At 73.6% G+C, this 23,392-nt stretch carries 1 protein-coding gene; it reads left to right on the forward strand.

What is annotated here, in order from left to right; genetic code table 11:
* Positions 1–452 precede the first annotated feature (452 nt).
* Positions 453–23,297 carry a non-ribosomal peptide synthase/polyketide synthase gene (locus ACFYWJ_RS15240; RefSeq protein ID WP_355277784.1) on the forward strand — a complete coding sequence of 7,615 codons (22,845 nt, stop codon included), beginning with the start codon at positions 453–455 and terminating at the stop codon, positions 23,295–23,297.
* Positions 23,298–23,392 lie beyond the last annotated feature (95 nt).

Genomic DNA, 23,392 nt, shown 5'->3' on the forward strand with positions numbered 1-23,392 from the left:
CACAGTGTGAACCTGTGCCGACAGCCGCCACACCGTCCATGACGGACGACCGGGCGAGAGCTGTCCCCTCGGCGTATGCGGTCGTATTGCTGGACCGTTCTCAGCGCCGGAAACCAGGGCTTCGAACCGAGATTTTGACGGAATCTGGTCCGGTTTATTATCGGACCGAATACGCTTCTCTCGTCTGCGGGCGCGGGTGTCAGGTGTCGGGGTTGACGATGGAGGTCGGGAGATAACCGAGTCATAGCTGGTTGCATGGCGGCGAGCCGGTGGGTCGCGATCGTGTCATAGCCGATCGCACTGAGTGCCGGTGTGAGAGGGCGGATTTCGGGCTGGGTGCCCGAGGTTGGCCGCCCCGCGCCGATCCCGTCACCCCGGTGGGTCCGGGGAGTTCCGAGTTGTATTGCGGCCGCGTGGCGTCACCTGCGGTCGGTAGATGGAAGGCAGTCCAGATGACCAACACCACTCCGGCGCGCGCGGGAACAGAACAGCTGGCGGCGCTGGTGGCGACGGTCGCGGCGATGGAGCCGGGCCGCAGCGCGGTCGAGTTCGACGGCACCTCGGTCTCCTATGCCGAGCTCGACGCGCGGCTGACGGTGATGGCCGAGCTGACCGGTGGCGCACTGGATCCCGAGACCCTGGTGCAGGTCGTGCTCGCCGAACTGTTCCCCGGCGTGGTCGATGCCGCCGACGGGACGTTCGGGCTGCTGCTGGACGCGCTGGCCGGTGACGCCATGGCCGCGCTGGGTGTGCAGCCGCCGGTGGCGGGGCAGGCGCCGACCCTGGTCGACCGGTTCGCCGAGCAGCTGGCCCGCACACCCGACCTGGTCGCGGTGCAGTTCGGCGCGCAGACGCTGACCTACGCCGAATTCGACGCCAGGGTGCGGGTGCTGGCCGCGCGGCTGGTCGACCTCGGCGTGGGACCGGAAGCCCTGGTCGGGCTGGCCATGCGGCGCAGCGTGGAGCTGATCGTCGCCGTGCACGCGATCGTGCGCGCCGGTGGCGCGTACGTGCCGCTGGATCCGGATCACCCGGTGGACCGGCTGCGCTACGTGCTCGAGGTGGCGCGGCCGGTCGTCGTGGTGACCCGCGCCGCCGACGAGCCCGATCTGCCCGGCGCGCCGGTCCTGTGCACCGACGACATCGACTGGACCGTGCCGCCCGCCGAGGTCGACGGCGGCGCGCGGGCGGGCAACGCCGCCTATGTCATCTTCACCTCGGGGTCCACCGGCAGGCCCAAGGGCGTGGCCGTCACGCACGGCGCGATCGTGGCGAACCTGGACTGGCGCCAGCGCTGCTACACGCTGACCGACGCCGACGTGGTGCTGCAGAAGACGCCCTACACCTTCGACGTCTCGGTGTGGGAGCTGTTCTGGCCCTTGCAGATCGGTGCCCGGCTGGTCGTCGCCGAACCCGGCAGGCACGGTGAGCCCGCCTACCTGGCCGCGCTGATCGCTGAGCACCGGGTGAGCGTCACCCACTTCGTGCCGTCGATGCTGGCCGCCTTCGCCGGTGAACTGTCCGAGACCACCGCGCCGGTGGATCTGTCGTCGCTGCGGCTGGTGTTCGCCTCCGGCGAGGCGCTGCCCGCCGCCACCGCCACCCGGCTGCGCAAGCTGTCGGCGACCGCGCTGCACAACCTGTACGGCCCCACCGAGGCGGCGGTCGATGTGACCGCGCACGAGGTGACCGTCGCCGACGAGGTGTCGGTCCCGATCGGCGGCCCCGCCGACGACACCGGTCTGCTGGTGCTCGACGAGAACCTCGACGAGGTGCCCGCCGGGGTGGTGGGTGAGCTGTATCTGTCGGGGGTGCAGCTGGCGCGCGGCTATGTGGCCCGGCCCGGGCTGACCGCCGACCGCTTCGTCGCCAACCCGTTCGGCGTGCCCGGAGAGCGCATGTACCGCACCGGTGACCTGGTGCGGCAGCTGCCCGGCGGGGACGAGCTGGAGTACCTGGGGCGCACCGACTTCCAGGTGAAGCTGCGTGGCCTGCGGATCGAGCTCGGGGAGATCGAGGCCGTGCTGGCCGCGCACCCGCGCGTCGGCAACGCGGCGGTGGTGCTGCATCGCCATGCCGCCGGTGAGGCGCTGGTCGGCTATGTGGTCAGTGTCGACGGCGCGCCGCTCGACGAGGCCGAGCTGGTCGTCCACGCGAAGGCGTCGATGCCGGAATACATGGTGCCCTCGCTGCTGGTGCAGCTGCCCGCGATGCCGATCAACGCCAGCGGCAAGCTGGATCGGAAGGCGCTGCCGGATCCCGATTTCCGGGTCGCGGCGGCCGAGTTCCGCGCGCCGGTGACCGCCACCGAGCGCGCCGTGGCCGCGCTCTTCGGCGAACTGCTCGAGGTCGAGACCGTCGGCCTGGACGACGACTTCTTCCGCCTCGGCGGCAACTCGCTGATCGCCACCCGCGCCATCGCCCGCCTGCAGGCGAACTTCGGTGTGCGCGTGGACGTGCGGGACTTCTTCGACAGCCCGACGGTCGCCGTGCTCGCGAAACTGGTCGACGGTGGCGCGATCGACGACCGGCCCGCCCTGGTCGCCGGCCCGCGCCCCGAGGTGCTGCCGCTCTCGCCCGCCCAGCAGCGCATGTGGTTCCTGAACCGGTTCGATCCGGCGACCGGCGCCTACAACATCCCGATCGCGGTCCGCCTGTCCGGCGCGCTGGACCAGGACGCCCTGCGCGCCGCCGTCGGCGATCTGATCGCCCGGCACGAGGTCCTGCGGACGGTGTACCCGGAGGTCGACGGGGTCGGCACCCAGCACGTCCTGTCACCGTCGGCGGCATTCGACTTGCTTGCCGCCGAGTCGAACTCGACGTTCCCCGCTGCTGGCGCTGCTGGCGCTGCTGGCGCTGCTGGCGCTGCTGGCGCTGCTGGCGCGTTGGACGGTCCGGAGGTCGGTGGTGCCGAGACGGTAGCGGCGTCGACGTTGTCCGGTGTGCTCACGCCCATCAGTGTTGTGGCGCAGGACCTTCCCGATGTGTTGGCCGCGGTGATCCTGCGTGGGTTCGACGTCACCGCCGCGCCGCCGCTGCGGGCGCGGCTGTACGAGGTCGACGGTGATCACGTGCTGGTGCTGGTGGTGCACCACATCGCCTCGGACGGCTGGTCGGCCGGGCCGCTGGTGCGCGACACCATGACCGCCTACTACGCGCGGACCGAGGGCGCGGCGCCGGAATGGGCGCCGCTGCCGGTGCAATACGCCGATTACACCCTGTGGCAGCGGGCGCTGCTCGGGGCCGAGGAGGACACCGAGTCCAGGGCCGGGCGGGAGATCGCGTTCTGGCGTGGCGCGCTGGCCGGGCTGCCGGACGAGTCGAGCCTGCCGACCGATCGCCCGCGACCCGCCGTCGCGTCGATGCGGGGGCAGCGGACCGAATTCGCGCTCGACGCCGATCTCGTCTCGGCGCTGAATTCCGTTGCCGCCGACCAGGGCGCGACCCTGTTCATGGTGCTGCACGCGGCGCTGTCGGTGTTGATCGCGCGCCTGTCGGGCAATACCGATGTGGCGATCGGCAGCCCGGTCGCCGGGCGTGGCGCCGCCGAGCTCGACGATGTCATCGGCATGTTCGTCAACACCTCCATCCTGCGCACCGAGGTGCGCGGCGGGGAATCCTTCGCCGACCTGCTCGGCCGGGTCCGCGCCGACGATCTGGCCGCGTTCGAGCACACCACCCTGCCGTTCGAGCGTCTGGTGGAGGTGCTCGCGCCGCCGCGCTCGGCCGGTCGCCACCCGCTGTTCCAGGTGGCGCTGTCGCTGCAGAACCTGCCGCAGGCCGACTTCGAGCTGCCCGGCCTGCGCGCCGCCGCCGTCGACCTGCCCTACGACATCGAGAAGTTCGATCTGTCGGTGACGCTGCGTGAGTCCGGCGCCACCGGTCTGTCCGGCGAATTCTCCTACGCCACCGATCTGTTCGACGAGTCCACCGTCGCCCGGATGGTGCGCCGCTTCACCGGCCTGCTCGCCGCGATCGCCGCCGCCCCGCGGACCCCGGTCGCCGACCTGCCGCTGCTGATCGACGCCGAACTCGCCGAGCTGAGCAGCCGTTCCGGCGGCCCGGCCGCCCCGTTCCCGCTGCTGCCGCGGGTGCTGGCCGACGCCGCCGCCGACCCCGGCGCCATCGCGATCCGGGACGGGGAGCGCACCCTCACCTACGGCGAACTCGACGCCGCGTCCTCGCGCCTGGCCGCGCACCTGACCGGCCTCGGCATCGGCGCGGGTGACCTCGTCGCCGTGAGCATTCCGCGTTCCGCCGACTCCGTCACCGCCGTCTGGGGTGTCGTGAAGTCCGGCGCGGGCTTCCTGCCGGTCGACCCGACCTACCCCGCCGACCGCATCACCCACATGCTCTCGGATTCCGGTGCGGCCGTGGGTATCACGGTCGACGTGGTGCGCCCTGACCTGCCCGCCACCGTGGGGTGGGTCGTGCTCGACGCAGTGGTCGGCGCCGAGCGGGCGGACCGGCTCGGCTCGGAGTCAGGTGCCACCGACGCCGGGTCGGCACCGGGTACCGCCGGAGGTGACGCGGCGGTGTACGCCGATGTGGCGGCACTCGAGGTGGGTGCGTCTCCGCTCGTCTCCGGTCGTCGCGGAACGCGCCGTGCGGTGGATCCACTGGATCCCGCGTATGTCATCTACACCTCCGGCACCACCGGTCTGCCCAAGGGCGTGGTGATTCCGCACGGTGCGGTCGCGGCGTATCTGCCGGTGCAGGCGGGGCGGTACGTGGCGTCGGCCGACGCGCGGGTGCTGCACGTGGCGTCGCCGTCGTTCGACATCTCGGTCGCCGAGCTGCTGCTGACCGTCACCGCGGGCGCGACCATGGTCGTCGCGCCGACCGGCGTGTTCGGTGGGGCGGAGCTGGGTGAACTGCTGCGGGCCGAGCGGGTGACCCATGTGATCATCACCCCGTCCGCACTGGCCACGGTGAACCCGGACGGGCTCGACGAGCTGCGGGTCGTGGTCGTCGGTGGCGAGGCGTGCCCGGCGGAGCTGGTGGCGCGCTGGACCGCCGCGATCCCCGGTCTGGTCTTCCGCAACGGCTACGGCCCCACCGAGACCACCATCGTCACCAATATCAGCGAACCCCTCACGGCGACAACGCCGATCACGCTCGGCGCGCCGGTGGAGGGCACCACCGAACTGGTGCTCGACGAGCGGTTGCGGCCGGTCCCGGCGGGGGTCGTCGGCGAGCTGTACATCGCCGGAGCCCAGCTGGCGCGCGGATACCACCGCAGGCCCGCGCTCACCGCGGGCCGCTTCGTCACCAATCCCTACGGCGCGCCGGGCGAGCGGATGTACCGCACCGGCGACACCGTGCGCTGGGTGCGCACCGGGGCCGACTGGGACCTGGAGTACTTGGGCCGCAACGACTTCCAGGTGAAGGTGCGTGGCTTCCGGATCGAGCTCGGCGAGATCGACGCCGTCCTCGCCCGGCACGCCACCGTCGACTTCGCCGCCACCCTCGGGCATCGCACCGAGGCGGGCGCGACCGTGCTGGTGGCCTACGTGGTGCCTGTGGCGGGCACGGCCGTCGACACCGCGACGCTGCTCGCGCACGCCGCCGACCACCTGCCCGCGCACATGGTCCCGGCCGCGATCGTCGCCCTCGACGCGGTGCCGCTGACCCCGGTCGGCAAGCTCGACCGCGCCGCGCTGCCCGCGCCGGTCTTCGAAGCCGCCGCCTATCGCGCTCCCGAGACCCCGGCCGAGCAGGCCGTCGCCGCCGCGTTCGCCGAGGTCCTCGGCCTGGAGCGGGTCGGCCGCGACGACGATTTCTTCGACCTGGGCGGCACCTCGCTGCTGGCGACCCGCCTGATGGCCCGCCTCGGCACCGACCTCGACATCCGCATCCCGGTCCGGCAGCTCTTCGACACCGCCACCGTGCTCGGCCTCGCCGCTGCCGCGGACCGGCTGCGCGGCACCGGTTCCGGCCCCGCCCTCGTCGCGGGCACCCGGCCCGACCCGCTGCCGCTTTCGCCCGCCCAGCAGCGGATGTGGTTCCTCAACCGGTTCGACCCGGGCTCGGCCACCGACAACATCCCGATGGCGGTGCGGCTCACCGGCGCCCTCGATGTCGCCGCCCTGCACGCCGCCCTCGTCGACGTGCTGGACCGCCACGAGGTCCTGCGCACCCGCTACCCCGAGCGCGACGGCCGGGCGATCGCCGAGATCCTGCCCGCCACCGGCCTGGTCCCCGAGGTGCTGCCGCAGATCGTCACCACGGCGGCCCTGACCGGCGCGGTGCGTGCCTGCGCCACCACGGGTTTCGACCTGACCGTCGACGCGCCCCTCAGGGCCACGCTCCTGCGTGTCACCGACATCGCGGCGGAGTCCGAAGCCGCGGAATCGGGCTCCGGCGACGCCGAGTACGTGCTCGTGATCGTGCTGCATCACATCGCCGCCGACGGGTTCTCGTTCGGCCCGCTGATCCGCGATGTGCTCACCGCCTACGGTGCCAGGGCCACCGGGAACGTGCCGCAGTGGGCGGCGCTGACGGTGCAGTACGCCGACTACGCGGTGTGGCAGCACAGCGTGCTGGGCGATGCCGCCGATCCGGAATCGGTGGCGGCGCGGCAGTTGGCGTTCTGGGCGGACACGCTGGCGGGCGTGCCGGAGCAGCTGGAGCTGCCGACCGATCGGACGCGACCCGCCGTCGCCTCGCGCGGCGGTGCGCTGCACCCGATCGACATCGATGCCGAAACCCACCGGGCGCTGGCCGACTTCGCGCGGGCGCGGGGCGTCACCGTGTTCATGGCCGCGCACGCGGTGTTCGCGGTGCTGCTGGCGCGGCTGTCGGCGACCACCGACATCGCGATCGGCACCCCGGTCTCGGGGCGGGGCGACCGGGCCCTCGACGACCTGATCGGCATGTTCGTCAACACCCTCGTGCTGCGGACCGAGGTCAGCCCCGCCGCCTCGTTCACCGAGCTGCTGGCCCGGGTGCGCGAGACCGACCTCGCCGCGTTCGGCCACGCCGATGTGCCGTTCGAGCGGCTGGTCGAGGTGCTCGACCCGGTGCGCTCCACCGCGCGCAATCCGCTGTTCCAGGTGATGCTGTCGCTCAACGAGGACACGCCGCGCGCCCTCGCCCTGCCCGGGCTCACGGTGGCCGGCGTCGACCTGCCCACCTCGGTCGCCAAGTTCGACCTCGAACTCACCCTCACCGAGCACCGCGACGAGCACGGCGCGCCCGCGGGCCTGTCCGGCGCGTTCCTCTACGCCACCGATCTGTTCGACGCGAGCACCGTCGCCGGATTCGCCACCCGCCTGCACCGCCTGCTCGACGGTGTCCTCGCCGACCCGGCCCGCCCGGTCGGCGATCTCGACCTGCTCGACCCGGCCGAAGCCACCGAGGTCCTGACCTCCTGGAACGCCACCGACCTGGTCCTCGACCCCGCGGCCACGCTCGCTTCGCTGTTCGCCGACCAGGTCGCCGCCACCCCGGACGCTGTCGCGGTGGTCGTGGATGCCGAGCGGGTGCCGGTCGATGCGGCTGTCTGCGACGATCCGGACTCCGTCGAGTCGCTGACGTACGCGGAATTCGCGAGCCGGGTCCATCGGCTGGCGCGGCACCTCATCGGTGTCGGCGCCGGACCGGGCTCGGTGGTCGCCGTGGCCCTGCGGCGCGGTCTCGATCAACTCGTCGCCGTGCACGCTGTGCTCGCGGCGGGCGCCGCGTATGTGCCCGTCGACCCGGATCATCCGGCCGAGCGGACCGCGTACGTGCTCGACCGGACGGCACCGGTGTGCGTGCTGACGGCCGCCGGTCACGGTGTGGCCGTGGCGGATTCGGTCGTCGAGATCGACACCCTCGACCTGGCGGAGCTCGCGGATCAGCCGATCGCCGACGCCGAGCGGGTCACCCCGCTGCGCCCGGACCACCTCGCCTACGTGCTGTTCACCTCCGGCTCGACCGGCAGGCCGAAGGGCGTGGCGGTACCGCACCGGGCCGTGGTGAACCAGCTGCGGTGGTTGCAGCGGGAGTACGCGCTCACCGCCGGTGACGTCGTCCTGCAGAAGACCCCGTTCACCTTCGACGCGTCGGTGTGGGAACTGCTGTGGCCGTTGCAGACCGGCGCCCGCCTGGTCCTCGCCACCGCCGACGGACACCGCGACCCGGCGTATCTGGCCGAGGTGACCGCGCGGCACGCGGTGAGCGTCGTGCAGTACGTGCCCTCGGTGCTGGCCGCCGTCGTCGCCGAGCCGGTCCGTACGGAGAGCCTGCGCCTGGTGTTCGCCGGTGGCGAGGCGCTGACCACCGAGCTGGCCCAGCGCGTGCGCACCGCCACCGGTGCGGCCGTCGTGAACCTGTACGGCCCCACCGAAACCGCCGTCCAGGTCACCACCCACGAGGTCGGCGCCGAGCCGACCGCCGCCGCCCCGATCGGCACCCCGGTCGCCAATACCCGCGTGTACGTGCTGGATTCGCGGCTGCGTCCGGTACCCGCCGGGGTTCCCGGCGAGCTGTACGTGGCGGGCACCCAGCTCGCCGACGGCTACCACGGCCGTGCCGACCTGACCGCCGAGCGCTTCGTCGCCGACCCGTTCGGCACCGGCGACCGGCTCTACCGCACCGGCGACCTCGTCGCCTGGCGCACCGGCCCCGCCGGACCGGCCCTGCACTACCTGGGCCGCACCGATTTCCAGGTGAAGCTGCGCGGTCTGCGCATCGAACCCGCCGAGATCGAAGCCGCCCTCGTCGCGGTCCCCGGCGTCGACCGCGTCGCGGTGCTGGTCCGCTCGGACGCCGACCGCCCGGACCAGCTGGTCGCCTACATCGTGCCCACCCCCGATACCGTCGCGGGTGATGCGGCTGTCCCCGAGGGTGATTCGCCCGGGCGCGAGCATCTGTCGCCCGCCGACCTGGATGCCGCCGTCGCGGCGGTGCTGCCGTCGTACATGGTGCCCGGCGCGTATGTCTTCCTCGACGCGCTGCCGATCAACAGCTCCGGCAAGCTCGACCGCCGCGCGCTGCCCGCGCCGGAACTGCCGGAGCGGGACTATCGCGAACCGGCGACCGCGACCGAGCGGATCGTCGCGGCGACCTTCGCCGACGTGGTCGGGCTCGACCGCGTCGGCGCCGACGACGACTTCTTCGCCCTCGGCGGCAACTCGCTGCTCGCCACCCAGGTGGCCGCCCGGCTCGGCGCCGTCCTGGACGCCAAGGTGCCGGTGCGGGAGCTGTTCGAGGCCAGCACCGTCGCCGGGCTCGCTGTGCGCCTGGACGCGCTGCGCGGCACGGGCAGCAGGCGGGGACCGGTGGCCGGGCAACGGCCGCAGCGGATTCCGCTCTCGCCCGCGCAGCAGCGCATGTGGTTCCTGCACCGCTTCGATCCCGGCTCGACCGCCTACCACATCCCGGTCGCGATCCGGCTCAGCGGCGACCTCGACACCGGCGCCCTGCGCGGCGCCCTGGGCGACCTGATCGCCCGGCACGAGACACTGCGGACCACCTATCCCGAGTTCGACGGGCAGGCCACCCAGCTCGTCGGCGCGCCGTTCGTCCCCGACCTCGCGGTCACCGACGTCGAGGCCGAGGCGGTGGCCGCCGCCGTGGGCGCCACACTCGACGGCGGTTTCGACATCACCACCGAGGTGCCGGTGCGCGCCGCGCTGCTGCGGGTGACATCGACCGAGCACATCCTGGTGCTGGTCGTGCACCACATCGCCGCCGACGGCTGGTCGATGGGCCCGCTGACCCGCGATCTGGTCGCCGCCTACGCGGCCCGCACCGCCGGGGCCGAGCCGCGGCTGCCCGCGCTGGCCGTGCACTACGCCGACTACGCGCTGTGGCAGACCGAAGGACTCGGCAGCGCCGAGGATCCCGACGCGCCGCTGGCCCATCAGCTCGCCTACTGGACCGACCGGCTCGCCGGCCTGCCCGACGTGCTCACCTTGCCCGCCGACCGCCGCAGGCCGCTGGTCGCCTCCCACCGGGGCGCCACCTTCACCACCACCCTCGACGCCGACCTGCACCGCCGGATCGACCAGCTGGCCCGCGCGCGGCGCGCCACCCCGTTCATGGTGCTGCACGCCGGTCTCGCGGTGCTGCTGGCGCGTCTGTCCGCGGGCACCGACATCGTCGTCGGCACGCCCGTCGCGGGCCGTGGGCATCGTGAGCTCGACGACATCGTCGGCATGTTCGTCAACACCCTGGTGCTGCGCGCGAGCGTGCCCGCCGCCGTGCCGTTCAGCGCCCTGCTCGACGACATCCGCGCCGGTGACCTCGATGCCTTCGACCACGCCGACGTGCCGTTCGAAAGCCTCGTCGACGCGGTCAACCCGGCCCGCTCCCAGGGCTATGCGCCGCTGTACCAGGTGTCGCTGGCGCTGCAGAACCAGCGCACCACCGCGTTCGAGCTGCCCGGCCTGACCCTGTCGGGGCTGACCCTGCCGGACGCGCCGATCGAAGTGGACCTGGACTTCACCTTCGTCGACCACTACGGCGCCGACGGCACGGCCGACGGCCTCGACCTCGAACTGCGCTACGCCACCGACCTTTTCGACGCCGACACCATCGCGACCCTGGTCGGCATGCTGGAGCGGGTGCTGCGCGCCGCCGTCACCGCGCCCGGCACCGCCGTCGGCGACCTCCCCGTCCTCGACGAGGACGGCCGCGCGCGGCTGCTCGCCGGTCCGCACGGTGACGTCGAGCCGCTCGCGCCCGCGCTCGCCGAACTCGGTATCGGTGCCCCGCTGGCCGCGCACCTGCTCGACGCGGCCGCGGCCCGCGATCCGCACGCCGTCGCCGCCGTCTTCGAGGGTGCCGAGATCACCTACGGCGCGCTCGCCGCGCGGGCGAACCGGCTCGCGCGCAGGCTGATCGACTGCGGTGTCGGCCCGGAGACCCCGGTCGCGGTCGCCGTGCCGCGCGGCATCGACCTGCTGGTGGTGCTGCACGGTGTGCTCGCCGCCGGTGGCGTGTACGTGCCGATCGATCCGGCCCAGCCCGCCGACCGGATCGGGCACGTGCTCGAGACGGCGGCCCCGCGCCTGGTCGTCGCCGCGTCGGCGGGCGACCTCGACCACGTCGACCGGGGCATCCGATCCGCCACGGCCTCGGTGCATTTCGCCGCCGCGTCGCGCTCCGGCTTCCCGGTGCTGACCGTCGCGCAGCTCGAGGACCCGGCGCAGCCGCCGGTGCCCGGCGGCCCGGTCACCGACGCCGAACGCCTCGCCCCGCTGCACCCCGCGCACCCGGCCTACGTGCTGTTCACCTCCGGCTCCACCGGTCTGCCCAAGGGCGTGCTGGTCTCGCATCGGGCCGTGGTCAACGAACTGTGCTGGCTGCGTGGCGAATACGACCTGACGGCGGCGGACCGGCTGCTTCAGCGCGCGCCGCTGACCTTCGACGTCTCGCTGTGGGAACTGCTGTGCCCGGCGCTGCTCGGCGCCACCCTGGTCCTGCTGCGGCCCGGCGGGCACCTCGACCTCGCCTACCAGGCGCGGGTGGTGCGCGAACAGCGTGTCACCATCGCCGAATTCGTGCCGTCGGTGCTGGCGGCGATGCTCGCCGAAGGGCTGGCCGCGGACCTGAGCGGGCTGCGGATGCTGCACCTGGGCGGCGAGGAGCTGCCCGCCGCGCTGGCGGCCACCGTGCTCGACACCGTGCCCGCCGAGCTGCACAACACCTACGGCCCGACCGAGGTGACGATCACCAGCACCTTCCAGCAGATCACCGCGCCGGTCGAGCAGACCGAGCTGCCGATCGGCAGGCCGAGCTGGAACGTGCGCGCCTACGTGCTCGACGAGCGGCTGCACCCGGTGCCCGCCGGGGTCGCGGGCGAGCTGTACCTGGCGGGCGACCAGCTCGCCCGCGGCTACCTGGGCAGGCCCGACCTGACCGCCGACCGCTTCGTCGCCGACCCGTACGGGCCCGACGGCGGCCGCATGTACCGGACCGGTGATCTGGTGCGCCGCGATAGCGCCGGCGCGCTGGTGTACCTGGGCCGCAACGACTTCCAGGTGAAGATCCGCGGTCTGCGGATCGAGCTCGGCGAGATCGAGGCCGCGCTCGGCGACGCGCCCGGCGTCACCCACGCGACCGTGGTCCCCGCGACCGACGACGCCGGACGGCAGTGCCTGGTCGCCTACGTCGCCGGTGCGGTCGACCCCGCCGTGGTGCGCGCGCACGTCGCGAGCCGGGTGCCCGCCTACATGGTGCCCGCGCACCTGGTGGTGCTCGACACCGTCCCGCTCAACTCCGCGGGCAAGCTGGACCGGGCCGCGCTCCCGGCCGCCGACCTGTCCGTCACCACCGCCTACGTGGCGCCGCGCCCCGGCACGCAGGCGGCGCTCGCCGCCGTGGTGGGCGAGTTGCTCGGGCTGGCCCGGGTCGGCGCCGACGACGACTTCTTCGACATCGGCGGCAACTCCCTGCTCGCCATGCGGCTCGTCGCCCGCGCCAACGCGGCACTGGGCAGCGCGCTCGACGTGCGCGACGTGTTCGACGCCCCCACCGTCGCCGGTCTCGCCGTCCGCGCCGTCGCCCACACCGAGCAGCTGCCGCCGCTGACCGTGGTAGACCCGCGCCCGGCCCGAATCCCGCTGTCGCTGGCCCAGACCCGCCTGTGGCTGCTGAACCGGATCGACCCCGACTCCGCCGTCTACACGCTGCCCATCGCCCTGCGCCTCACCGGCGACCTGGACACCGACGCGCTGTGGGCGGCCCTGGGCGACGTGCTCGCGCGGCACGAATCGCTGCGGACCGTCTTCCCCGAGGACGCCGAAGGGCCGACCCAGGTCGTTCTCCCGGTCGACCGGGTGCTGCCCGTCGCCGACGTCCGCGAGGTCGCCGAGGCCGACCTGGCCGACGCGGTCCGCGCGATCATCGGGGCTGGATACGACCTGACCTCCCAGCCCCCGGTCCGTGCCGCCCTGCTCCGGCGGGTGCCGGACGATCGAGCAGCCGCACCCGTCGGCCGCAACGGTGCCGCTTTCGACGGTGCGGCACCAGGAATCGCGCTGCCCAACGGCACGGAGCCTCACGGTGCCGCAGCAATCGGCACGCACCGTGACACCCGTGCCGCGGCAGTCGGCACGCGCCGTGATGCGTTGTCCGGCAGTGCTATTCGTGACGGTCTGACGTCCTCCGTCGCTCGCCACGACGGCAGGGTCACCGACGGTGTCGTTCGCGGCGACGCGCGGGTGGACGAGGTCGAGCACGTGCTGGTGCTCGCGGTGCATCACATCGCCGCCGACGGTGTGTCGACCACGCCGCTGGCCCGGGATCTCGTCACCGCGTATGTCGCGCGCAGCGCGGGAACGGCGCCGGCGGGGGAGCCGCTGCCGGTGCAGTATCCCGACTTCACCCTGTGGCAGCACGCGGTCCTCGGCGACGCCGCCGATCCGGAATCGCGGCTGGCGCGGCAGCTGGCGCACTGGCGCGACGAACTGGCCGGTCTCGCACCGGCACTGGAGCTCGCCACCGATCGGCCCCGGCCCGCCGTGCGGACCGGCGCGGGCGGGTCCGTCGGGTTCGACGTGCCCGCCGACGTGGTGACCGGAATCGAGGAGCTGGCCCGCCGCCACGGTGTGTCCACCTTCATGGTGGTGCACGCGGCGTTCGCGGTGCTGCTGTCGCGGCAGGGAGCCGGGGCCGACATCGTGGTGGGCACGCCCGTCGCCGGACGGGCCGATGCCGCGCTCGACGATCTGGTCGGCATGTTCGTCAACACCCTGGTGCTGCGGACCACCGTCGACGCGGGCGCCGGGTTCGGTGACCTGCTCGCCGAGGTCCGCGCCGCCGATCTGCGTGCCTTCGCCCACGCCGAGCTGCCGTTCGAGCGCCTGGTCGAGGAGCTGAATCCGGCGCGCTCGACCGCGTATTCGCCGATCGTGCAGGTGATGCTCGCGTTCGAGCACCGCGACGACACCGGCATCGACCTGCCCGGCCTGCGCATCGGCGAGTTCGCCCTGCCCGCCGCGACCACCCAGTTCGACCTGTCGCTGGCGATCGACGAGATCACCGGCACCGCGGGCGAACCCGGTCTGCGTGGCTGGCTGCGCTACGCCACCGATCTGTTCGACGAAACCACGGTCGTGGCCTTCGGCGAACGCTTCGTGCGTGTCCTGGCCGCGGTGGTGGCCGACGAGACCGCGCCGGTCGGCGAGATCGACCTGCTCGACCCCGCCGAAACCGCCCAGCTGGCGGCCTGGAACGACACCGCCGCCCCGCTGGACGCCGAGGCGACGCTCGTCTCGATGTTCGCCGCGCAAGCCCTGCGCACCCCCGACGCCGTCGCCCTCGACTTCGAGGGGCTGCGGATCACCTACGGCGAGTTCGCCGCTCGGGTCGCGCGTCTGGCGCGGTTCCTGATCGCCGAGGGCGTGGGCCCCGGCGCCGTCGTCGGCGTCGGCCTGCGCCGCGGCATCGACCTGCTGGTCGCCGTCTACGCCGCGCAGGCGGCAGGCGCGGCCTACCTGCCGCTGGACCCCGACCACCCGGCCGACCGCATCGCCGACGTGCTCGCGACCGCGGCGCCGGTGTGCGTGCTCGCGGGCGCGGGCTTCCCCGGCGCCCGCGTCCTCGATCCGGCGGACCTGGACCTGTCCGGATTCGCCGCCGACCCGGTCACCGACGCCGACCGGATCCGGCCGCTGCGCGCCGCCGACCTGGCCTACGTGCTGTTCACCTCGGGCTCGACCGGCAAGCCGAAGGGTGTGGCCGTGAGCCACACCGCGATCGTCAACCGCCTGGTCTGGATGCAGGACGCCTACCGGCTCGACGCCGACGGCGTCGTGCTGCAGAAGACGCCGATCACCTTCGACGTGTCGGTGTGGGAACTGTTCTGGCCCTTGCAGATCGGCGCCACCCTGGTCGTCGCCCGCCCCGACGGGCACCGCGATCCGGCCTACCTGGCCGAGCTGATCACCCGCACCGGGGTCGATGTCGCGCACTTCGTGCCGTCGATGCTGGCCGCGTTCCTCGCCGAACCACGGGCCGCCGCGTGCGGGTCGCTGCGCCAGGTGTTCGCCTCCGGTGAGGCGCTGCCCGCCGCCGACGCCCAGCGCCTGCGCGCGCTGGTGCCCCGGGTGGCGGTGCACAACCTGTACGGGCCGACCGAGGCCGCCGTCGACGTCACCTTTCACGAGGTCACCGACGCCGACACCGTCACCGTGCCGATCGGCGCGCCCGTCGCCAATACCGCCCTGCACGTGCTCGACGCCCGCCTGCGCCCCGTGCCGGTCGGCACGCCCGGCGAGCTGTACCTGGCCGGTGTCCAGCTGGCGCGCGGCTACCTCGCCCGCCCCGACCTGTCGGCGGACCGCTTCGTCGCCAACCCGTACGGGACCCCCGGCGAGCGGATGTACCGCACCGGCGACCTCGTCGTGCGCACCCGCACCGGCGAACTGGAGTACCTGGGCCGCACCGACTTCCAGGTGAAACTGCGCGGCCTGCGCATCGAGCTCGGCGAGATCGAAGCGATCCTGTCCGCGCTCGACGCCGTCGATCGGGCCGTCGTCACCGTCCGCGACGACGGCACCGGCGACTACCTCACCGCCTATCTCGTCCCAGCGAACGCCGATCCGGCGATCGACCTGGACACGGTGAAGGCCGCACTGCGGCAAGCGCTTCCGGCCTACATGGTGCCGAGCGCCTTCGTGGTGCTCGACGCGCTGCCCGTCAACGCCTCCGGCAAGCTGGATCGGCGTGCGCTGCCCGCACCGGAACTCGCCGCGCGCGAATTCCGCGCTCCGGCGACGCCGTCGGAGCAGCTGGTGGCCGGGGTGGTCGCGGACGTGCTCGGCCTCGACATGGTCGGCGCCGACGACGATTTCTTCGACCTCGGCGGCAACTCGCTCATCGCGACCCGGGTCGCCGCCCGGCTCGGCGCCGCGCTGGACCGGCAGGTCCCGGTGGCACGGATCTTCGAAACCCCCGTGGTGGCCGCGCTGGCCGCAGCGCTCGACAGCGCCGAGGGCGCGGCCCGGCTGGCACTGGTGGCGGGGGAGCGGCCCGCCGTGCTCCCGCTCTCGCCCGCGCAGCAGCGCATGTGGTTCCTCAACCGGTTCGACCCCGATTCGGCCGGCTACAACGTGCCGATCGCGGTGCGGCTCAGCGGTGCGCTCGATGTCGACGCGCTCGCCGCCGCCGTCGGCGATCTCGTCGAGCGCCACGAAGTGCTGCGCACCTACTATCCCGAGACCGCCGACGGCCCGGTGCAGGAGATCCTGTCCGCCACCGAAGCCGGTGTCGCCCTGCGGGTTCGCGACATCGCGGCCGACCAGGTCGTCGCGGCGGTCACCGAACTGGCCGGGACCACGTTCGACGTGACGGCCGGCGTCCCCTGGCAGGTCGTGCTGTACCGGCTCACCGCCGGACGGGACGCGGACACCGACGAGGCCGTCCTGGCCGTGGTCGTGCACCACATCAGCGCGGACGGCTCGTCCGTCCCGCCGCTGGTCCGCGACCTGATGACCGCCTACCTGGCCCGCCGCGACGGCACCGCGCCCGCGTGGACGCCGCTGCCGGTGCAGTACGCCGACTACGCCCTGTGGCAGCGCGCGACCCTCGGTGACGAAGCCGACCCCGGCTCGGTGGCCGCCCGCCAGCTCGACTTCTGGCGCGGCGAACTCGCCGATCTCCCGGACGAACTCGCCCTCCCGCTGGACCGCCCCCGCCCGGCCGTGCGCACCCTCGCCGGTGGCACGGTGCCGGTCACGCTCGACGCGCGCACCCACGCCCGGCTGACCGAGCTGGCCAGGGCATCCGGCGCGACGCTGTTCATGGTCGTGCACACCGCGTTCGCGGCGCTGCTCGGACGCCTGTCCGGCAGTGCCGACATCACCGTCGGCACGCCCGTGGCCGGGCGCGGTGAGGCCGCGCTCGAGGACCTGGTCGGCATGTTCGTCAACACCCTGGTCTTCCGCACCCGGCTGGTGGCGGGGGAGACGTTCGGTCAGCTGCTGGCCCGCCAGCGCGCCACCGACCTGGCCGTGTACGCCAACGCGGACGTCCCGTTCGAACGGCTCGTCGAGGTGCTCGACCCGGCCCGCTCCACCGCCAGGCACCCGCTGTTCCAGGTGGGCTTCTCGTTCCAGAACTTCGAGCGCGCCGAACTGGCGCTGCCCGGGATCACGGTGTCCGCGCTGGACACCGACAGCGAGCTGTCCCAGTTCGACCTGCACCTGATCGTCAGCGACACCTACGCCGCCGACGGTGCCGCCGCCGGCGTCACCGGTGTGCTCACCTATGCCCACGATGTCGTCGACACCGCGACCGCGGCCGCCCTCGCGGGCAGGCTGGAACGGCTGCTCACCGCCGTCGCCGCGGCGCCGCACACACCGCTGGACGCCATCGACGTGCTCGAGCCGGTCGAGCGGACCCGCATCCTCACCGCGTGGAACGCCACCGCGCACGAGATCGACCGCACCGCGACGCTGCTCACCCCGTTCCGCGACCGGGTGCGGGCGAATCCCGCGGCGACCGCGCTCGCCTTCGAGGACACCGAGCTGACCTACGCCGAGCTCGACGCCCGGGTCAACCAGCTGGCCCGCCATCTCGTCGCCGAGGGCGTCGGCCCGGACGCGCTGGTGGCGGTGGCGATCCGCCGCTCGATCGACCTCGTCGTCACCCTGTACGCGGTGCTCACCGCGGGCGGCGCGTACGTGCCGGTCGACCCGGATCACCCGGCCGAGCGCATCGCCCAGGTCCTCGACACCGCGCGCCCGCACCTGGTCCTGTCCATCGCGCGCGACTACTTCGATCGGCAGTCGTCGACGGGGACCGGCATCGCGGCCATGGTGGCGCCCGCGCCCCGGATCGTCGTCGTCGACACGGTCGATACGTCGGTCTACTCGACGGATCCGGTGGCCGATGCCGAACTCCGTGCGCCGCTGCGGGATACGAACCTGGCCTACGTCCTGTTCACCTCCGGCTCGACCGGCAGGCCCAAGGGCGTGGCGATGAGTCACGCGGGTGTGCGCAACCAGATCGCCTGGCTGCTCGCGCGGTACGGGATCGACGGCGACGACGTGTACCTGCAGAAGTCCGCCGTCGGGTTCGACCTGTCGGTGTGGGGCTTCTTCGCCCCGCTGGCCGCCGGCGCCACCCTGGTGCTCGCGACCCCGGACGGGCATCGCGATCCGCTGTATCTGGCCGACCTGGTCGCCGCGCGGGGGGTCACCGTCGCCGACTTCGTGCCGTCGATGCTGGCGATGTTCGCCGCGCACGCCGACGCGCGTCAGCTGGCGAGCCTGCGGCTGGTGTTCGCGATCGGCGAGGCGCTCACCCCGGACACGGTGGCCGCCTTCGGCGCGCATTCGGCCGCGGCCGTGCACAACCTCTACGGACCCACCGAGGCCGCCGTCTCGGTCACCGCCTGGCCCGCCGCGGGCGCGACCGGGCAGACCGTGCCGATCGGGGTGCCCGCCTGGAACACCCGGGTCTACGTGCTCGACGAGCGGCTGCGGCCGGTCGCCCCCGGCGTCGCCGGTGAGCTGTACCTGGCGGGTGCGCAGCTGGCCCGTGGGTACCTCGGGCGGCCCGACCTGTCGGCCGACCGCTTCGTCGCCGACCCGTTCGGCGCGCCGGGCGAGCGCATGTACCGCACCGGCGACCTGGTGCGCTGGAACCGCGACGGCGTCCTGAGCTACCTGGCGCGCATCGACTTCCAGGTGAAGTTCCGCGGTCAGCGCATCGAGCTCGGCGACATCGAGGCCGCGCTGGGTGGCCTGCCGGGGGTCAGCCAGGCCGCGGCGGTGGTGTCGGCGAGCCCGGCGGGCGACCGGCTGGTCGGCTACGCGGTGCCGGTGCCCGGCGCCGAACTCGATGCGGCGCAGCTGCGTTCGGCGCTGGCGACGGTGCTGCCGTCGTACATGGTGCCGTCGGTGATCGTGGTGCTCGACGCGTTCCCGCTCAACACCTCCGGCAAGCTCGACCGCAAGGCCCTGCCCGCACCGGAATTCGTGGCCAAACCGTTCCGGGCGCCGGTCACCCCGGCCCAGCGCGCGGTCGCCGAGGTCTTCGGTGAGGTGCTCGGCCGCGCGCAGGTCGGGCTCGACGACGACTTCTTCGAACTCGGCGGCAACTCGCTCATCGCCACCAGGGTCGCCGCCCGCCTCGGCGCGGCACTGTCGGCCCGGGTGCCGGTGCGCGCCCTGTTCGAGGCGACCACCGTCGCCGGCCTGGCCGACACCCTGGCGGGCCGGATGGGCAGCGGCGCGGGCCTCGCCCTGACCGCCGCCCGCCGCCCGCACCAGATCCCGCTCTCGGCGGCCCAGCAGCGCATGTGGCTGCTCAACCGCCTCGACCCGGCGTCGGCGGCCTACAACATCCCGATCGCGGTGCGGCTGCGCGGCGACGTGGACGCCCAGGCGCTGGCCGCCGCCGTCGCCGATGTGCTCGACCGGCACGAGGTGCTGCGCACCGCGTACCCGGCGATCGACGGCATCGGTCATCAGGCGGTGTGGCAGTTCGTGCCGACCCCGGTCGTGGAGACCGTCGACCCGATCGCGGTGCCCGCGATGGTGGCCGCCGAGATCGGCCGCGGCTTCGATGTCACCGTCGCCCCGCCGGTGCGGGTGCGGGTCCTGCGCAGCGCGCCCGACGACGTCGTGCTGGTCGTGGTGATCCACCACATCAGCGCCGACGGTTTCTCCGCCGGTCCGCTGCTGCGCGACACCACCGCGGCCTACCTGGCCCGGCGCGCCGGCACCGACCCCGGATGGGCGCCCCTGGCGGTCCAGTACGCCGACTACACGCTGTGGCAGCGTGCGGTGCTGGGCGGCGAGGACGACCCGGAATCGGTCGCCGCCCGGCAGATCCGGTTCTGGCGCGACGAACTGGCCGGGCTGCCCGGCCTGCTCGAGCTGCCCACCGACCGGCCGCGTCCCGCGGTCGCCTCGCAGCGCGGCGCGAGCGTGGACACCGTGGTGCCGCCGGAGATCTGGCGGCGGGTCGGGCAGCTGGCCCGCCGTGGCGACGCGAGCGCGTTCATGGTCGCGCACGCGGCGCTGGCCGCCCTGCTGGCCCGGCTGAGCGGCACCGGCGACATCGCCATCGGCACGCCCGTCGCGGGTCGTGGTGAGGCGGCGCTCGACGAGCTGGTCGGCATGTTCGTCAACACCCTGGTGCTGCGGACCGCCGTCGACCCGGCCGCGTCGTTCACCGACCTACTGCGCCAGGCCCGGCGCGTCGACCTCGACGCGTTCGAACACGCCGATGTGCCGTTCGAGCGGCTCGTCGACGTGCTCGACCCGGTCCGCTCGACCGCGCACAGCCCGCTGTTCCAGGTGATGCTCGCCTTCCAGAACCTGGACGCCGCGCCCACCGAGGTCAGCCTGCCCGACCTCACCGTCACCGGGCTCGACACCGACACCGCGGTCGCCAAGTTCGACCTGGACCTGGTGCTCGCCGACACCGCGGACGGCGGCTGCGCGGTGAGTCTCACCTACGCCACCGACCTGTTCGACGCCGCCACCGCGGCCAGGATCGCCGACGGCTACGTCCGGATCCTCGACGCCGTCACCGCCGACCCGGCCCGTCCGCTCGGCGAGGTCGACCTGCTGACCGACGCCGATCGGCGCCTGCTCGACACCTGGTGCGACACCGGGCATCCGGCGCCCGCCGAGGTGCTGCCGGTCGCGTTCGACCGGCAGGCCGCGGCGACGCCGACGGCGATCGCGCTCACCGACGGCGACGTCTCGCTCAGCTACGGCGACGTCGCGGACCGGGTGCACCGGCTCGCCCGCCACCTCGTCGACCAGGGTGTCGGACCGGACACGGCGGTCGCCGTCGCCGTGCGCCGCTCGCCGGAGCTGCTGGTGGCGGTGCACGCGGTGCTCGCCGCCGGTGGCATCTACGTGCCGATCGACCCCGATCACCCGGTCGAGCGGATCACCCGCGTCCTGCGGATCGCGCAGCCGGTGTGCGTGCTCACCACCTCCCGTGATCGCGCCGACCTGCCGGTCATCGGTTCCGCGCTGGACGGCGCCGATGTGGTGGAGGCCGACACGGTCGACCTCACCGCCTACCCGGCCGGTCCGCTCACCGACGCCGAGCGCGTGCAGCCGCTGCTGCCCGAGCACACCGCGTACGTGATCTTCACCTCCGGATCCACCGGTCTGCCCAAGGGCGTCGGGGTGCCGCATCGCGCCATCGTCAACCAGCTCGACTGGATGGCAACGGAATTCGATTTCGCTCCCGGCGACACCGTGCTGCACAAGACACCGGTCACCTTCGACGCCTCGATCTGGGAACTGCTGCTGCCGCCGCGCGTCGGCGCCCGCACGGTCATCGCCCGCCCCGGCGGCCACGGTGACCCCCGCTACCTGGCCGACCTGATCGCCGCAGAGCGGGTCGACACCGTGCAGTTCGCGCCGACCCTGCTCGCGGCGTACCTCGCCGAGCCGACGGCCCGGCTTTCCGCGGCCGAGCCGGTGCGCAACGGCGGTGCGGGCGCGGCACTTCCGTCGGGCGACGGCGTCGGACCGGTGGCCGACGGCACCGCGCTGCCGTTCGGTGACCAGGAGACATCCGCGACCGGTCTGCGCCGGGTGTTCGCCGGTGGCGAGATCCTGCCCCCGGCCCTGGCGCAGCGGGCCCGGGACGTGACCGGCGCGCAGGTGGTCAACCTGTACGGGCCGACGGAGACCGCCGTGCAGGTGAGCACCCACGTGGTGGACGACGCCGACACCGTGACGGTGCCGATCGGTACGCCGGTGTGGAACACCGGTCTCCGCGTGCTCGACGCGCGGCTGCGGCCGGTGCCGCCGGGCGTGACCGGCGAACTGTACGTCGGCGGTGCGCAACTCGCGCACGGCTACGTCGGCGCGGCCGGGCTCACCGCCGAGCGTTTCGTGCCCGACCCGTCCGCCGGGCCCGGTGCCCGGATGTACCGGACCGGTGACCTCGTGCGCCTGCGCATCGGCGAGAACGGCACGGCCGCACTCGACTACGTGGGCCGCGGCGACCTCCAGGTCAAGCTCAACGGTCAGCGCATCGAACTCGGCGAGGTGGAAGCCGCGATGCTGGATCACCCCGGCGTCGCCCAGGCGGCGGCCGCGGTGGTGCCGGGTGCGGGCGCGGACCGGCTCGTCGGCTACGTCGTCGCCGAATCGACGGCGGCGCAGCGTGATCCGCTCGACCCGGCCGCCGTCCGCGCGGCACTGGCCGAGGCACTGCCCGGGTACCTGGTGCCCGCCGTGGTGCTCGTCCTCGACGAGTTCCCGGTCACCACCTCCGGCAAGCTCGACCGCGCCGCCCTGCCCCGGCCGCACCTGCGCCAGGCCGCCTACCGCGGCCCGGTCACCGAGACCGAACAGCGGGTCGCCGGAGAATTCGCCCGGGTCCTCGACCTGGACCGGATCGGCATGGACGACAACTTCTTCGACCTCGGCGGCAATTCGCTGACCGCGGTCCAGCTGTCCGCGCGCCTGAGCGAGGCACTGGGCGTCGCGGTTCCGGTCGCGTGGTTCTTCACCGATCCGACACCCGCCGTGGTCGTGGAACGGCTGCGCGCCCAGGACGATTCGGCCGACGACGCGTTCGCGGTGCTGCTGCCGCTGCGCGGGCACGGCACCGGGGCACCGCTGTTCTGCCTGCATCCCGTGGGCGGTGTGTCCTGGTCGTTCGCCGGTCTGACCCGCCACCTCGACCCCGAGCGCCCGATCTACGGTCTGCAGTCGCCCGCCCTCACCGCCGACGAACCGCTGCCCGGCACCATCGATGCCTGGGCCGAGCGCTACGTCACGGCCATCCGCGAGGTCCAGCCCGAGGGGCCGTACCACCTGCTCGGCTGGTCGCTGGGCGGCCTGCTCGCGCACGCCGTCGCCACCCGGCTGCAGGCCGAGGGCGCCGAGGTCGCGCGGCTGGCCATGATGGACAGCTGGCTCGGCGACGCACCCGAGCAGACGCCGCTGCCCACCGTCGGCGACCTGCTCGGCGGCCTCGCCGGCGACGAATTCGACGTGGCCTTCGACGCCGACGGCCTCGCCGCCGCGGCCGCCGAGGCGGGCGGAGCACTGGCCGCGCTCGACCGGACCCGCGTCGCCCGCATCATCGACGCCGCCACCGCCTCGATGACGATGGTCGACGACTACCGGCCCGAGCGCTTCCACGGCGACCTCGTCTACTTCGCGGCCACCCTCGACGACCCCACTGGCGCGCGCGGCGCGGCGAGCTGGGCCGGCGTCATCGGCGGTGACGTGCACCGGTACGGGATCGAGGCCACCCACTGGGCGATGGCGGGCGACGCCGCGCTGGCCCGGATCGCGGCCGTGCTCGACGCGGTCCCACCCGTGGACGCCGTGAGGGCCGATGCGCGAGCGGGGGTGCGGGGCGCATAGAATCGCGGAGCCGGCCGTCGAGCCTGCTGCCTGCTTCGCCGAGGCATCCGCGCACGTCGCCAGCACCGTTTCCGAGAGGTTCGAGAAGCCATGTC

It is taken from the genome of Nocardia sp. NPDC003269, assembly GCF_042888005.1.
In the GTDB taxonomy this organism is placed as follows: Bacteria; Actinomycetota; Actinomycetes; order Mycobacteriales; family Mycobacteriaceae; genus Nocardia.